Origin of the sequence: Burkholderia sp. MSMB617WGS, assembly GCF_001532025.2 — a bacterium.
In the GTDB taxonomy this organism is placed as follows: Bacteria; Pseudomonadota; Gammaproteobacteria; order Burkholderiales; family Burkholderiaceae; genus Burkholderia; species Burkholderia savannae.
Genome location: NZ_CP013457.1, coordinates 3,143,118 through 3,157,009, shown reverse-complemented (window position 1 = coordinate 3,157,009; position 13,892 = coordinate 3,143,118). Strand labels below are relative to the sequence as shown.

At 67.8% G+C, this 13,892-nt stretch carries 16 protein-coding genes; 8 read left to right on the top strand and 8 right to left on the bottom strand.

The annotated features are described in order from the left end of the window. Nucleotides 1–34: 34 nt before the first annotated feature. From WT60_RS15585 to WT60_RS15555, 6 genes are all read left to right on the top strand, one after another. Nucleotides 35–538: a hypothetical protein gene (locus tag WT60_RS15585; protein WP_059574820.1), complete on the top strand. Its 504-nt coding sequence runs from the start codon at nucleotides 35–37 to the stop codon at nucleotides 536–538. A gap of 222 nt (nucleotides 539–760) precedes the next feature. After that, the gene (locus tag WT60_RS15580) at nucleotides 761–1,711 is read left to right on the top strand and encodes a branched-chain amino acid ABC transporter permease (RefSeq protein ID WP_038745252.1); all 951 of its coding nucleotides are present in this window, start codon (nucleotides 761–763) and stop codon (nucleotides 1,709–1,711) included. 10 nt (nucleotides 1,712–1,721) lie between these two features. Next, nucleotides 1,722–2,891 (top strand): ABC transporter ATP-binding protein, encoded by a 1,170-nt coding sequence (locus tag WT60_RS15575; RefSeq protein WP_038745313.1) that lies wholly within the window; start codon nucleotides 1,722–1,724, stop codon nucleotides 2,889–2,891. A gap of 62 nt (nucleotides 2,892–2,953) precedes the next feature. Further along, nucleotides 2,954–3,727 carry an ABC transporter ATP-binding protein gene (locus WT60_RS15570; protein ID WP_038745250.1) on the top strand — a complete coding sequence of 258 codons (774 nt, stop codon included), beginning with the start codon at nucleotides 2,954–2,956 and terminating at the stop codon, nucleotides 3,725–3,727. Beyond that, nucleotides 3,727–4,443 carry an ABC transporter ATP-binding protein gene (locus WT60_RS15565; RefSeq protein WP_038745248.1) on the top strand — a complete coding sequence of 239 codons (717 nt, stop codon included), beginning with the start codon at nucleotides 3,727–3,729 and terminating at the stop codon, nucleotides 4,441–4,443. The genes WT60_RS15570 and WT60_RS15565 overlap by 1 nt, the downstream gene beginning before the upstream one ends. Nucleotides 4,444–4,763: 320 nt before the next feature. After that, nucleotides 4,764–5,432 (top strand): DUF2278 family protein, encoded by a 669-nt coding sequence (locus WT60_RS15555; protein WP_038745246.1) that lies wholly within the window; start codon nucleotides 4,764–4,766, stop codon nucleotides 5,430–5,432. Between the two features lie 239 nt (nucleotides 5,433–5,671). Here WT60_RS15555 and WT60_RS15550 read toward each other — a convergent pair whose 3' ends face one another. The 3 genes from WT60_RS15550 to WT60_RS15540 form a co-directional block, all read right to left on the bottom strand. Then, nucleotides 5,672–6,130, bottom strand: coding sequence for a GNAT family acetyltransferase (locus WT60_RS15550; protein ID WP_059643594.1), 459 nt, complete (start codon nucleotides 6,128–6,130; stop codon nucleotides 5,672–5,674). Nucleotides 6,131–6,135: 5 nt separating this feature from the next. Continuing rightward, on the bottom strand, nucleotides 6,136–7,320 hold the full coding sequence (locus WT60_RS15545; protein ID WP_038745242.1) for an acetylornithine transaminase: 1,185 nt from the start codon (nucleotides 7,318–7,320) through the stop codon (nucleotides 6,136–6,138). Between the two features lie 279 nt (nucleotides 7,321–7,599). Beyond that, complete coding sequence (locus tag WT60_RS15540) at nucleotides 7,600–8,631, bottom strand: CDP-6-deoxy-delta-3,4-glucoseen reductase (protein WP_059574814.1); 1,032 nt, start codon at nucleotides 8,629–8,631, stop codon at nucleotides 7,600–7,602. 28 nt (nucleotides 8,632–8,659) lie between these two features. Here WT60_RS15540 and WT60_RS15535 point away from each other — a divergent pair, with 28 nt between their 5' ends. Then, nucleotides 8,660–9,742 (top strand): NAD-dependent epimerase/dehydratase family protein, encoded by a 1,083-nt coding sequence (locus WT60_RS15535; RefSeq protein ID WP_038745311.1) that lies wholly within the window; start codon nucleotides 8,660–8,662, stop codon nucleotides 9,740–9,742. Here the strand turns inward: WT60_RS15535 and WT60_RS15530 are convergent. Continuing rightward, on the bottom strand, nucleotides 9,735–9,923 hold the full coding sequence (locus WT60_RS15530; protein ID WP_038745238.1) for a hypothetical protein: 189 nt from the start codon (nucleotides 9,921–9,923) through the stop codon (nucleotides 9,735–9,737). The genes WT60_RS15535 and WT60_RS15530 overlap by 8 nt on opposite strands. Before the next feature lie 117 nt (nucleotides 9,924–10,040). After that, nucleotides 10,041–10,763, bottom strand: coding sequence for a 16S rRNA pseudouridine(516) synthase (locus WT60_RS15525; protein WP_060356714.1), 723 nt, complete (start codon nucleotides 10,761–10,763; stop codon nucleotides 10,041–10,043). 151 nt (nucleotides 10,764–10,914) lie between these two features. Here WT60_RS15525 and copC point away from each other — a divergent pair, with 151 nt between their 5' ends. Next, nucleotides 10,915–11,286, top strand: coding sequence for a copper homeostasis periplasmic binding protein CopC (gene copC, locus WT60_RS15520; RefSeq protein ID WP_060356713.1), 372 nt, complete (start codon nucleotides 10,915–10,917; stop codon nucleotides 11,284–11,286). Here copC and WT60_RS33735 read toward each other — a convergent pair. The 3 genes from WT60_RS33735 to WT60_RS15510 all read right to left on the bottom strand — a co-directional run bounded on the left by WT60_RS33735 (nucleotide 11,273) and on the right by WT60_RS15510 (nucleotide 13,806). Next, complete coding sequence (locus tag WT60_RS33735; RefSeq protein ID WP_145986804.1) at nucleotides 11,273–11,638, bottom strand: hypothetical protein; 366 nt, start codon at nucleotides 11,636–11,638, stop codon at nucleotides 11,273–11,275. The genes copC and WT60_RS33735 overlap by 14 nt on opposite strands. Before the next feature lie 102 nt (nucleotides 11,639–11,740). Next, entirely contained in the window at nucleotides 11,741–12,703 is a 963-nt protein-coding gene (locus WT60_RS15515) for a LysR family transcriptional regulator (protein WP_059574810.1), read from the bottom strand. A gap of 209 nt (nucleotides 12,704–12,912) precedes the next feature. Continuing rightward, nucleotides 12,913–13,806, bottom strand: a complete 894-nt coding sequence (locus tag WT60_RS15510) for a LysR family transcriptional regulator (protein ID WP_059669659.1) — start codon at nucleotides 13,804–13,806, stop codon at nucleotides 12,913–12,915. Nucleotides 13,807–13,892: the final 86 nt, after the last annotated feature.

Genomic DNA, 13,892 nt, shown 5'->3' with positions numbered 1-13,892 from the left:
CATGGTTTTGGCAAGGCGCTGGAGACCTTATTCGATGCATCTGGAGTTGGTTTACGCCGGGCCCGTCGACGCTGCGGTTGCGCTCTTCGCAGCGGCCGCCGACGGACGCGACGGCGGAGCGGCGGCGCAGGCCGCGGCGGCTCCCGCCGCTTCCCCGAGCGACGTCCTCGTCGTCGGGGCCGGGCGTCCTGCGGCGAATTTCGTCGCGGTGCCGACTCAGATCAAGCGTGCGCGCGCCGACGTCGTTGCATCCGTCGGCATTGGCGCGCCGGGCGACCTGGTCGCGCGACGCACGGCAGCCGTTCGCGCGGCGCCGGCGTTCCGGCGTGCGCCGATCGCAAGCGGCGCAGTGCGCGCGACCGCCGACACCACGAGGCGCGCCAACCCGAGCGAAGCTTTCGACGTGCCGCAGCCGATGCCGGTGCCCGCCCCCGAGGCGATGGCCGGTGTCGTGCGCGGTCGCGTCGGAGGCGCGAAGGCTGGCGCATGGACGCTCTACGACTTCAAGGAGGCCAAGCACACCGTCCTCAAGTCGTGAACTACAGACGGGACTCGCGACGGCACCGAGGCTTCAGTGCGGTGCCGTTTTTGTATCCGTCCCGGCAAGACGCGCGGTCGCACAGTCCGCTTCGTCCGCGCCGGGCCGACATCACCTTACCGGTATTGATTTAGTACCCGCAGTGTCGTTGAGATGGCGCGATTCCATCGCTTATCCGCGTGGCGGAGCGCTCATCCAGCAGCACGGGCCAAGGAGCTTTAAATGGATATTTTCGTCCAGCAGATCCTCAACGGACTGGTGCTCGGCAGTGTCTACGCCATCATCGCGTTGGGCTACACGATGGTGTACGGCATTCTCGGCATCATCAACTTCGCGCACGGCGACGTGTTGATGGTGGGCGCGATGGTCGCGCTTTCCGCGATCACGGTGCTGCAGAATCACTTCCCCGAGCTGGGCCACGCCGCCACGCTGACGATCGGGCTCGTGATCGCCGCGGCCGTCTGCGCGTGCGTCGGCTTCACGATCGAGCGCGTCGCGTACCGGCCGCTGCGCCGCGCGCCGCGTCTCGCGCCGCTCATCACCGCGATCGGCGTGTCGATCCTGCTGCAGACGGCCGCGATGATGATCTGGTCGCGCAATCCGCTGCCGTTCCCGCAGCTTCTGCCGACCGATCCGATCAACGTGATCAAGGCGGGCGAGAACAATCCGGGCGCGGTGATTTCGATGACCGAGATCACGATCATCATCGTCGCGTTCCTCGTGATGGCCGGTTTGCTGCTCCTCGTGCACAAGACGAAGCTCGGCCGCGCGATGCGCGCGATCGCCGAGAACCCGAACACGGCGAGCCTGATGGGCGTGAACCCGAACTTCGTGATTTCGGCGACGTTCATGATCGGCTCGGCGCTCGCGGCGCTCGCGGGCGTGATGATCGCGTCCGAATACGGCAACGTGCACTTCTACATGGGCTTCATCCCCGGCATGAAGGCGTTCACGGCCGCGGTGCTGGGCGGGATCGGCAACCTGGGCGGCGCGATGGTGGGCGGCGTGCTGCTCGGCCTCATCGAGCAGTTGGGCGCCGGCTACATCGGCAATCTGACGGGCGGGGTGTTCGGCAGCAATTACCAGGACGTGTTCGCGTTCATCGTGCTCATCATCGTGCTCGTGTTCCGGCCGTCGGGCCTGTTGGGCGAACGTGTCGCCGATCGCGCGTAAGGAGAACAACATGACATCCATTCAACCGATCGAATCGTCGGCTTCGCTCGTCGAGGAGCGTCATCCCGCGAAGACAGCCACCATCGGCATTCTGACCGCGGCGTTCGTGATCGCGGCGCCGCTGCTCATCGGCGCGGCGGGCGGCAACTACTGGGTGCGCGTGCTCGACTTCGCGATGCTGTACGTGATGCTCGCGCTCGGCCTGAACGTGGTGGTCGGCTTCGCCGGCCTGCTGGACTTGGGCTACATCGCGTTCTACGCGGTGGGCGCGTACACCGCGGCGCTCCTGAGCTCGCCGCACCTGACGTCGCACTTCGACTGGATCGCTCAGCTGGTGCCGGGCGGCCTGCACGTGCCGTTCCTCCTGATTGTGCCGATCGCGATGGCGCTCGCGGCGCTCTTCGGCATCCTGCTCGGCGCGCCGACGCTGCGCCTGCGCGGCGACTACCTCGCGATCGTCACGCTCGGCTTCGGCGAAATCGTCCGGATCTTCATGAACAACCTCGACCGCCCGGTCAACGTGACGAACGGGCCGCAGGGGATCACCGGCATCGATCCCGTCAGGGTCGCGGGCTTCAACCTGTCGCAGACGCACGAGATCTTCGGCTTCTCGCTGCCGTCGGTCTACATGTACTACTACCTGTTCGTGCTCTGCGCGCTGCTCGTGATCTGGGTCTGCACGCGCCTGCAGCATTCGCGGATCGGCCGCGCATGGGCCGCGATCCGCGAAGACGAGATCGCCGCGAAGGCGATGGGCATCAACACCCGCAACGTGAAACTGCTCGCGTTCGCGATGGGCGCGTCGTTCGGCGGCCTGTCGGGGGCGATGTTCGGCGCGTTCCAGGGTTTCGTGTCGCCGGAGTCGTTCACGTTCTGGGAATCGGTCGTGGTGCTCGCGTGCGTCGTGCTGGGCGGCATGGGCCACATTCCGGGCGTGATCCTCGGCGCGGTGCTGCTCGCCGTGTTCCCCGAATTCCTGCGCTCGACGATGAGCCCGCTGCAGCACATGCTGTTCGGCCACGACATCGTCGATACCGAAGTGATCCGCCAGGCGCTGTACGGCCTCGCGATGGTGATCATCATGCTGTACCGCTCGGAAGGCCTGTGGCCCGCGCCGAAGCATGAGGACCGAATCGCGAAACTGGCGAAGCGCGGCGGCAAGAAGCCGGTGCGCGCCTAAACGACGTGGGACCGGCGTCGGGCGCTGAAGCGCCAGCGCCGGTCGACACAGGAGAAAAGGTAATGAGCGAACAAATTCGACTGTCCGTCAAAGGCGTGAACAAGCGCTTCGGCGGCCTGCAGGCGCTGTCCGACGTCGGCCTCGAGATCAAGGAGGGGCAGATCTACGGCCTGATCGGCCCGAACGGCGCGGGCAAGACCACGTTCTTCAACGTGATCACGGGGCTCTACACGCCCGATTCCGGCGAGTTCCGGCTCGACGGCGAAACGTACACGCCGACCGCGGTCCACCAGGTCGCGAAGGCGGGCATCGCGCGCACGTTCCAGAACATTCGCCTCTTCGGCGGGATGACCGCGCTCGAGAACGTGATGGTCGGGCGCCACGTGCGCACGAAGCACGGGCTTCTCGGCGCCGTGTTCCAGACGCCCGCGGAGCGCAAGGAAGAGCGCGAGATCAAGGAGCGCGCGATCGAGCTGCTCGACTACGTCGGCGTGCTGCAGTACGCCGACTACACCGCGCGCAACCTGTCGTACGGCCACCAGCGCCGGCTGGAGATCGCGCGCGCGCTCGCGACCGATCCGAAGCTGCTCGCGCTCGACGAGCCGGCGGCCGGGATGAACGCGACCGAGAAGGTCGAGCTCACGCGTCTGCTCGACAAGATCCGTTCGGACGGACGGACGATTCTCCTGATCGAGCACGACGTGAAGCTCGTGATGGGGCTGTGCAACCGGATGACGGTGCTCGATTACGGCAAGGTGATCGCCGAAGGTCTGCCGCATGACGTGCAGAAGAACCCGAAGGTGATTGAGGCATATCTCGGCGCAGGGGTGCACTGATGGCATCGGCAATGTTGAAAATCAAGGGCTTGCAGGTCAACTACGGCGGCATCCAGGCCGTCAAGGGCGTTGACATGGAAGTCCGCCAGGGCGAGCTCGTCACGCTGATCGGCGCGAACGGCGCGGGCAAGACGACGACGATGAAGGCGATCACGGGCCTCAAGCCGTACTCGGCGGGCGACATCGAGTACGACGGCCATTCGATCAAGGGCGTGCCGCCGCACGAGCTCCTGAAGCGCGGCCTCGCGATGGTGCCGGAAGGCCGCGGGATCTTCGCGCGGATGTCGATCGTCGAGAACATGCAGATGGGCGCGTACCTGCGCAACGACAAGGACGGGATCAAGAAGGACGTCGACCGGATGTTCGGCTTCTTTCCGCGCCTGAAGGAGCGGGCGACGCAGCTCGCGGGCACGCTGTCGGGCGGCGAGCAGCAGATGCTCGCGATGGCGCGCGCGATTCTGTCGAAGCCGAAGCTGCTGCTGCTCGACGAGCCGTCGATGGGCCTGTCGCCGATCATGGTCGAGAAGATCTTCGAAGTCGTGCGGACGATCTCGAAAGAAGGCATCACGGTGCTGCTCGTCGAGCAGAACGCGCGCCTCGCGCTGCAGGCGGCCGACCGCGGCTACGTGATGGATTCGGGCACGGTGACGATGGAAGGCGACGCGAAGCAGATGCTCGACGATCCGAAGGTGCGCGCCGCGTATCTGGGCGAGTAAGCGTGACCGATGCCGGCCGCGCGCGGGGCGTGCGGCGCGGTGCTCGAAAAGCCGTCACGGTTCGCCGTGGCGGCTTTTTCTTTTGGTTTTGGGTTCGTATCCGGATGGTTCGGTGCGCCGGCTCGGCGTGCGCATGGCGGCGGCCGCGCTGCGCGCGACGGGATGACTGCCGCGCGTAGCCATCGACAAAGCACGCGGCACGGATGCCGCGCCTTCGCGTCGACTTCGAAGCGCGCTGTTTCGCGCTCGCCGATCGGCCTATCGAAAACCGACACGCAGCTCGGGCACAATGTGCGTGCCACCATCGAACGGAGACGCGCATGAGCCTCGATTACGGTTTCGTGAAAGCGAAGATCAAAGCGGTTGCGGGCCTGAAGGCGGCGGGGCGCGCGAACGAGACGCAGTATCACGTCCATCTGACGCTCGCGCTGCCCGGCGGCGATTGGGACGTCGCGATCAACGTCGGCACCAACGACGCGGACGACTTGCTCAAGTACAAGCTCGTCTACGATTTTCATCATCCCGTCACGCAGACGCTCGCCGCAGCCGCGGAAGGTTACACCGGCCTGACGAACGACAGCGCGCTGCCGGCGCTAGACTACGTGCGCAGCGACATCCTGAGCGAAACGGGCGCGTGGCGCATGAGCGACGTGATGGACGGCACCGAGCACCCGGAGCCGATTCCGTCGGTGCTGCGGCTCGTCGACGCCGCGCACCGGCAGAACCTCGATCTGTACGTGTTCGGGCGCACGTACGTCGAAGGCAACGGCATTCACGACACGCACATGAACCAGGGGTCGGCCGGCCCGCATTTCCTGCATCAGCTGGGCGACGACGCGAACGATCACAACGACGTGTGGCAGGACGGCGCGCTCCTCGTCGATCTCGGCGGCGCGCAGTGGGCCGCGTACTTCGCGGCGTTCGAACAGCAGGCCGTGCCGACGGACAGCCTCGGCAATCCGCTGCCGGGCGCGGGGCCGATTTCGTAGCGAGACACGAGCGGCGGTGCGCCGCGTGGGCTGGGGGCGCGGCGTGCGCACGAGCCGGCGCGCCGATGCGCGGCGGCTCGCATCGGCTCTAAACGGCCGGAACGGGGTTGGCCAGCGCGGGCGAACTGGGGCGCGGGCGAACCGGCGTGAGCGACGGTCCATGCTGCGCGATGCGCGGCGGCCGAAGGCGGGCGACGCATGCCGCGCGGGCTGGCGGCGCGCGGCCATCGCTTGCGACGTCAGTCCGCCGCGAGCCGCTTGCCGAACGAGATCCGCTCTTCCGCGCGGTAACCGAGCGCTTCGTAGAACCGGCACGCGCCGTCGTTGCCCGGCAGCACCTGCAGGTTCACTTTCGGGCAGCCGCGCGCGGCGAGCGCCGCCTCCGCATGCGCGAGCAGCGCGCGGCCGACGCCGAGCCGCCGCGCGCCGGGCTCGACGGCGAGCGAATACAGCCAGCCGCGATGGCCGTCGTAGCCGGCCATCACGGTTCCGACGACGCGCTCGCCGGCGATCGCGACGAAGAACAGCTCGGGCTGCGTCGCGAGCTTGAGCTCGATCGCGCGCTGCGGATCGCGGTGCGGCGTGCTCGCGTCCGAGTACGACGGAAACGCGTCGCGCCATACGGCGAGCACGGCGCTGGCGTCGCCGCGCTCGAACGTTCGGATCGCGACGCTCTCCGCGACGGTTCCGGTCGACATGGCGATCAGAGCGAGTCGAGCACCGAACGCAGCATCGCCATCATCTGGTCGATCTCGTCGTTCGTCACGTCGAGGGCCGGCATGAAGCGCAGCAGGTTCGGGCGCGCGGCGTTCAGCAGCAGGCCGTCCGGCTGCATCTCGCGCGCCTTCTCGACGATCTGCGGGCCGATGTCCTTGCCGAGCAGGAGCGCGCGCAGCAGGCCTTCGCCACGCTCGCCTTCGAAGCCGCGCTCCTCCGACAGCTCGAGCAGCCTGCGCTTCAGGTATTCGCCGCGCGCGCGCACGCCTTCGAGGAAGCCCGGCGCGACGAGCTGCGAGATCACCGCATGGCCCGCCGCGGTCATCAGCGGGTTGCCGTTGTAGGTGCCGCCCTGGTCGCCTGCCTCGAACACCGCGACGTCGGCCTTCGACAGCAGCGCGGCGAGCGGCACGCCGCCGCCGATGCCCTTGCCGAGCGTCATGATGTCCGGCTCGACGCCGGCGAGCTCGTACGCGAACAGCGTGCCCGCGCGGCCGCAGCCGCTTTGCACTTCGTCGACGATGAGGAGGAGGCCGTGCTGCTTCGTCAGCGCGCGCAGCTGCTGCATGAATTCGCGCGACGCCGGGATCACGCCGCCTTCGCCCTGGATCGGCTCGAGCATCACGGCGACGGTCTTGTCGTTGATCAGCCTCTCGACCGAGTTGATGTCGTTGATCTCGGCCTTCGGGAAGCCCGGCACCTGCGGCGCATAGATCGTGTCCCAGCCCGCCTTGCCGCTCGCCGACATCGTCGCGAGCGTGCGCCCGTGGAAGCTGTGGTCGAACGTGATGATCTCGTACGCGCCGTTCCTGAACTTGCGGCCCCATTTGCGCGCGAGCTTGATCGCGCCTTCGTTCGCTTCGGCGCCGCTGTTCGCGAAGAACACCTTGTCGAACACGCTGTGCTGCGTGAGCAGGCCCGCGAGCTTCGCCATCGGCTCGTTGTAGAACGCCGGCGACGGGTTCAGCAGCTTCTCAGCCTGGGCCTGCAGCGCCTGGACGAGCCCGTCGTTGCAATGGCCGAGACAGTTGACCGCCCAACCCTGGATGAAATCCAGATAGCGCTTGCCGGTGTGGTCGTAGAGCCATGAACCCTTGCCGTGCGTGAACACGATGTCGGGGCGGTTCGTGATGTACATCAGCGAGTCGATCGGGTAGTCGTTCAGCGGCATGGCGGCAGGCTCCAGGGTGCGGTCGGCGAAAAGGCAATAAAAAAAGCCACGGTACGCCGTGGCTTGGTGGTTCGAACAGCTTGTGCGTAACGGGGAAGCGGTTACGCGCGAGTCCGTGACGAGCCGGCGGCATCCGTGCGGAGCGGCGAGCGGCGACGTCGGAGAGCGGACTGGGAGCGGTTCATGTGCGCAAGCATAAGGCATCACTCGGCCCCAAGTAAACCGCTGCGACGCGACAATTCGATGTCGCGGCGGTTCTCTCCGGGGGCCGCGCGGCGCTCAGACCGTGTGCGCGAGGTCCGCGGCGCTCGTAAACGAGTCCGCGTAGAACTCGTCGGCGGACAGGCCGTGGTGCTGCGTGAAGTCGCGCTGCGCGGATTCGACCATCACCGGCGCGCCGCACGCGTACACCTGGTAGCCGGACAGATCGGGCAGATCCTCGATCACCGCGCGGTGCACGAAGCCCGTGCGGCCCGTCCACGCGTCGCTCGCGTCCGGCTCGGAGAGCACCGGCACGAACTTGAAGTTCGGGATCTCCTTCGCCCATTGCTCGGCGATGTCGAGCAGATACAGATCCTTCTTGCGGCGCGCGCCCCAGTAGAGCGTCATCGGGCGCTCGAGCTTCGCGTGATGCGCGTGCTCGATGATCGCCTTGATCGGCGCGAAGCCCGTGCCGGACGCGAGCAGCACGATCGGCTTGTCCGAATCCTCGCGCAGGAAGAACGTGCCGAGCGGGCCTTCGAAGCGCAGGATGTCGCGCTCCTTCATCGCACCGAACACGTGATCGGTGAACTTGCCGCCCGGCATGTGGCGGATGTGCAGCTCGATCGGGCCTTCCTCGTGCGGCGCGGTCGCCATCGAGTAGCTGCGGCGCGCGCCGTCCTTGAGGATGAACTCGATGTACTGGCCGGCGAGATACAGCAGGCGCTCGTTCGCGGGCAGTTGCAGCTTCAGCACGATCACGTCGTCCGCGCGGCGCTCGAGCGCCGCGACGCGGCACGGCAGCTTCTTCACCTGGACGCCGTCGACGCCCGCGATCTCGCGCACGTCGACTTCGAGGTCGCTCTGCGGCTTCGAGCAGCACAGGAGCGCGAGGCCGCGCGTGCGCTCGTCGTTCGACAGCGCCGACGCGGAGTGCGGCCCCTGCTCGAACTGGCCTTGCACGACCGTGCCCTTGCACGAGCCGCACGCGCCGTTCTTGCAGCCGTAGGGCAAATGGACGTTCTGACGCAGCGCCGCCGCGAGCACGGTTTCGTCGGCCTCGACCTGGAACTGCCGGCCGCTTTGCTTGAGGGTTACGTTAAAAGCCATAAGTCGTTGAGAACAAAAAGTGGGGACCGTGCAACGCGCGCACGGCGGCTACAATGCATTCCTACGGATCAATCGATACACCATGATTGCGACACGAATCCTGCGCCGGCCGCGCGTATTGATCGTCGGCTGCGGCGACGTCGGCATGCGCTGCGCCGCTCAGCTGCGCGCGCGGCGCCAGAACCTGCGCCTCGTCGCGCTGACGAGCCGGCGCTCGCGCTGCGCCGAACTGCGGGCGGCGGGCGTCGTGCCCGTCGTCGGCGATCTGGACGAGCGCGCGACGCTCAAGCGGATCGCGCGCGTCGCGCACGTCGTGCTGCATCTCGCGCCGCCTCAGGCCACCGGCGATGCCGATCGCAGGACGCAGGCGCTCGTCGCCGCGCTCGCGTCGCCGCGGCGGCCGTCGCGTCAGCTCGCGCCGGCGTACGGCAGGCTGCGCGCGGGGCGGGCCGCTGCCAGATCGGCTCGGCCGCCTTTTCGGGCAGCGCGTATTGTAACCGACGCCCTGTCGCGTCCCGTCGTCGTCTACGCGAGCACGAGCGGCGTTTACGGCGATTGCGGCGGCGCGCGGGTTGACGAAACGCGTGCCGTGCGGCCTGCGAATCCGCGCGCGCGACGGCGCGTGTCGGCCGAACGCCAACTGCGCCGCGCGACCGCGCGCGGCGCGCTGTCCGCGCGCATCGTGCGGATTCCGGGCATCTACGCGGCAAACCGGCTGCCGCTCGCGCGGCTCGAGAAGGGCACGCCGGCCCTCGTCGAGGCCGACGACGTCTACACCAACCATATCCATGCCGACGATCTCGCGTCGATCCTGTTGCGCGCCGCCGCGCGCGGCAAGCCTGCGCGGGTCGTCCACGCGAGCGACGACACCGAGCTGAAGATGGGGGATTACTTCGAGCGAGTCGCGCGCGCGTTCGGCATGCGCAGCCCGCCTCGCATCACGCGCGCCGAAGCCGAACGGCAACTCGAGCCGATGCTGCTGTCGTTCATGCGCGAGTCGCGGCGGCTCGCGAACGCGAGGATGAAGCGCGAATTGCGCGTCGCGCTGCGCTATCCGAGCGTCGACGACTTTCTGCGCACGGTCGCCGCGCCGCGCGCGATCATCAAGTGATCGCCGGCAACGCCTCGATCAGCAGGAAGCACAGCAGCGCGCCGATCAGCGCACCGATCAGACTCGGATGATATTTGCGCTTCAGGTGCATCGCGGTGAGCAGCCCGCCGATGATGATCGCGCCGAGCCCGGCGAACGCCAGGATCACGGACGAAATTTCGATCGGATTGTTGATGGTCATGATGTCCCCCCAAACCTGGAACGTATTGTGGTTTTGTATCGAGTATAGCGGGGCTTGATGACGTTGCCATGCTGCAACGCGGCATGGCTCGGATGGCCGAACGGCGGCCGTTCGGGCTTACCCTGACAGGGTTTTCGCTGTGTCGCGCAACGCGGCCAGGTCGTGCTCGCCGAGCCAGCGCCACGCGCCTTCGGCGAGATCCGCCGGCAGCGCGAAGCCGCCGATGCGCGCGCGGTGCAGCGCCTCGACGCGGTTGCTCGCCGCCGCGACCATTCGTTTAACTTGGTGATATTTCCCTTCGGCGACCGTCAGTTCGAGGAGTCGTTCTCCTCGGGCCGTCGCGGCGAGCGCCGCGAGCGGCTGCGATTCGCCGTGCAGCAGCACGCCCGCGCGCAGCGCGTCGAGCTGTGCGTCGTCGAGCGGGTGGCGCACCGTCGCGATATAAGTCTTCGGCACCTTGCGCTTCGGCGACGTGTACGCGTGGACGAACTGGCCGTCGTCGGACAGCAGCAGCAGGCCGGTCGTGTCCTGGTCGAGGCGGCCGACGCACTGGACGCCGCGCTCGGCGAACTGCGGCGGCAGCAGGCTGAAGACGCTCGCATGATGTTGCGGCTCGCGCGAGCATTCGTAACCCGCCGGCTTGTTGAGGACGACGTACGCGCGCGCGTGGTACGGCCACGCGACGCCGTCGACTTCGAACACGAGCCGGGCGGTGTCGAACCGCGCGTGCGCGTCGGTGCACGCCGCGCCGGCGACGGCGACGCGTCCCGCTTCGACGAGCGCGCGGCACTGGCGGCGCGAACCGAAGCCTTGCGTGAACAGAATGCTTTCGAGATTCATGGCGCGCGCATTGTACCAAGCGCATCGGACGCGGATCGGGCAAACGGCGCGCGGCGCGCTCGGGCGCAAGCGGGCGCGAGGGCTGGTAAGCTCGGGGCCCCGCGGCCGCGCCTCGCGCGACCGCCATTCCTCGTTCGAACGAAGGCAAACTATGACCATGACAATGACTTCCGCCGCGCGGCGCGGCCTCGCCGCCGCGTTCGCACTCGCGCTGTCGAGCGTCGCGTTCGCGCACGCGAAACCCGAAAAGACCGATCCGCCCGCGAACGCGGCGGTCGCCACGCCGCAGGCCGTGTCGATCGACTTCACCGAGACGCTCGAGCCGGCGTTCAGCTCGATCGTCGTCGTCGACGCGGCGGGCGCGCCGGCCCAGGCCGCGAAGGCGGTCGTCGACGCGACCGATCGCAAGCGCATGTCGGTCGCGCTCAAGCCGCTGCAAGCGGGCGCGTACACGGTGAAGTGGGTGGCGGTCGCAACCGACGGCCACCGCACGCAGGGCGGCTACAGGTTCACCGTGAAATAAGCCGGCCGCCCGGCGATGCACCGCCGCGGCGTTCGCACGCGCGGCGGCATGGGGCGCATTCGGATGTTCCCGATCCGCCGTCCGGAATCGTCCGGCAGCGCTTCGTTTTCGCGGAAGCGGTCAATTTGATTCGATCTGCTCGGTCGTCGTCTTGCCGGATCGATTCAATGACGCTCGATTTTGAAAATATGCCGTCTCGTTCAAGGCGAATCACGCAAAGCGAGCGAAGTTCGCTCGAAAGAATCGCTCGCGCATTACGCATGCCGACGAACGTGACGACCGCCGCCGCGACGCGAAGAACGATCGCACGATGCGGCTCACCGCCCCGACGGCGCGTGGCAAGCCTCTTCATCCTTTCCGTCGCCGAATGTCTCGCGGCCGAACGCCGTCGTGCCGCGCGCGCGGCGGGGCGTGCGGCGGCGGGGCGCAACGAAGCGCAGCTGCCGCGACGCGCTCAGCGCAGCCGCGTGACGACGGCGCGTGCGCCGAGCGCCGGCGCATCGCCGCGATCGCCGACGACGCGCGGTCCGATCCGTATCCGCTCTTTCAGGAAGTCGAGCATCGCGTGCACGCGCTTCGGCAGATGCTCGCTCGGCCCGACGAACACAGCGTTGATCACTTCCTCGTCGCCGGGATTGAACGCTTCGAGCACCGGCACGAGGCGCCCGGCGTCGACGTCCGCGCAGACGTGAGAGCGCGCGAGCCGCGCGAGCCCGAGCCCGCAGAGGGCCGCGTCGCGGATGCTCTCGCCGTCGCCGAGCAGCAGGCTGCCGCCGGACGGCAGCAGGCGCTGGCCGTCCGCGACGACGAACGGCCATGCCTTCGCGTTGCCGCTCAGGCCGATGCGGTTGTGGCGATCGAGATCGTCGGGCGTCTCGGGTGCGCCGTTGCGCTCGAAATACGCGGGCGAGCCGACGACGACCATCCGGCTGCCGCCGAGCTTGCGCGTCACGAGCCGCGAATCGTCGAGCGCGCCCGCGCGGATCGCGATGTCGCTGCGGTCGTCGAGCAGATCGACCACCGTGTCCGACAGCACGATGTCGAGCGTGATGTCCGGATAGCGGCGCTGGAACTCCGGCAACAGCGGCAACAGATGATGCTTGCCGAACGGCACGTGCGAATTGATCCGCAGGCGTCCCTGCGCAATCGCGCCGCGCGTCGCTTCGCGCTCGGCGTCGGCGATGTCCTCGAGGATGCGCACGCACCGCTCGTAAAACGCGGCGCCTTCGGGCGTGAGTTGCAGCTTGCGCGTCGTGCGGTTCACGAGGCGCACGCCGAGCCTCGTCTCGAGCCGTTGAATGAACTTGCTGATCGCCGACGGCGTCATGTCGAGCCGTCGTCCCGCCGCTGAAAATCCGCACGACTCGATTACCTGAACGAAGACGGCCATCTCGGAGAAACGATTGACCTCGCGCATGGAATGGACGATTTGACGAGCTTTTAAATGGACGAATCCTAGTATATCCGCGACTTGTTTTCGCATTCGCGGGATTTTCTTATTTTCATCTTCGTCGATTTTCATCGGTACGTTGCCGATCGTTTATCCCGCCTCGCGCGCTTCGTATCGGCGATTCGTTGCCGAGGCGGACGTCTCGAACGACGTGGACGCGCCGATGTGCCGATGCGTCAATTCGCCGGCTCGAAGCGGCGGCGGCGTCCGGTTTCGCGCACCGCGTCGATCAGCGCGGCGCTCGCGGGCGTCGGCCGCTGCGAGAACGCGTAGAAGCGCGCGGCGGGCAGCGCGGGCAGGCCGTCGCCCGGTCCGCATTCGCGCAGGCCGTCGCGCAGCTGACTGCGCGCGACGGCGGTGACGGCGAACCCCGCGAGCGCCGCCGACACGCAGCCCGCCATGCTGGCGCTTTCGAACACGATGCGAAACGGCCGCAGCGCGGCGCCGAGTGCGGCGATCGCCGCTTCGCGGTAGACGCAAGGCTCCGGAAAGAGCGCGAGCGGCAGCGCGTCGGCCGCGTCGAGCGCGGCGTCCGACGCGCACGCCCATACGAGCGGCTCCTCCCACAGCAGTTCGCCGGCTTCGTCGATGCGACGGCAGCGCTTGCCGAACACGACGTCGATGCGGCCCGACGTCTGCTGGCGCAGCAGATCCGCGGTGATGCCGACTTTGAGCTCGATCGCCGCTTGCGGATGCCGGCGGCGAAACGCGTGCAGCACCTGCGGCAGCCACGCGCTCGCGAAATCCTCGGACGCGCCGACGCGCAGCCGCCCGTGCAGCGCCGAGCCGCGCAGCCGCGCGCGCGCTTCGCGTTCCATCGCGACGATGTTGCGTGCGTACGCATAGAGCGTCTCGCCCGCGGGCGTGAGCTCGAGGCGACGCGTCGTGCGGGCGAGCAGCACGACGCCCGCCGCCTGCTCGAGCCGCTTGATGTGCCCGCTGACCGCCGACGGCGTGAGCGCCAGATGCTCGGCGGCGGGCGCGAAGCCGCGACGCTCGACGACTTCGAGGAACGTGCGCAGCAGCACGATGTCGAGCGACATCGACGGCGAATCCGACGGCGTATCCATGCGGGCAACCCATTCAATGCGATATTCGAATAATAGACGATGATTCTTTGTGAATCGTGATGAGCGATCGATCTACGATCGGCGTG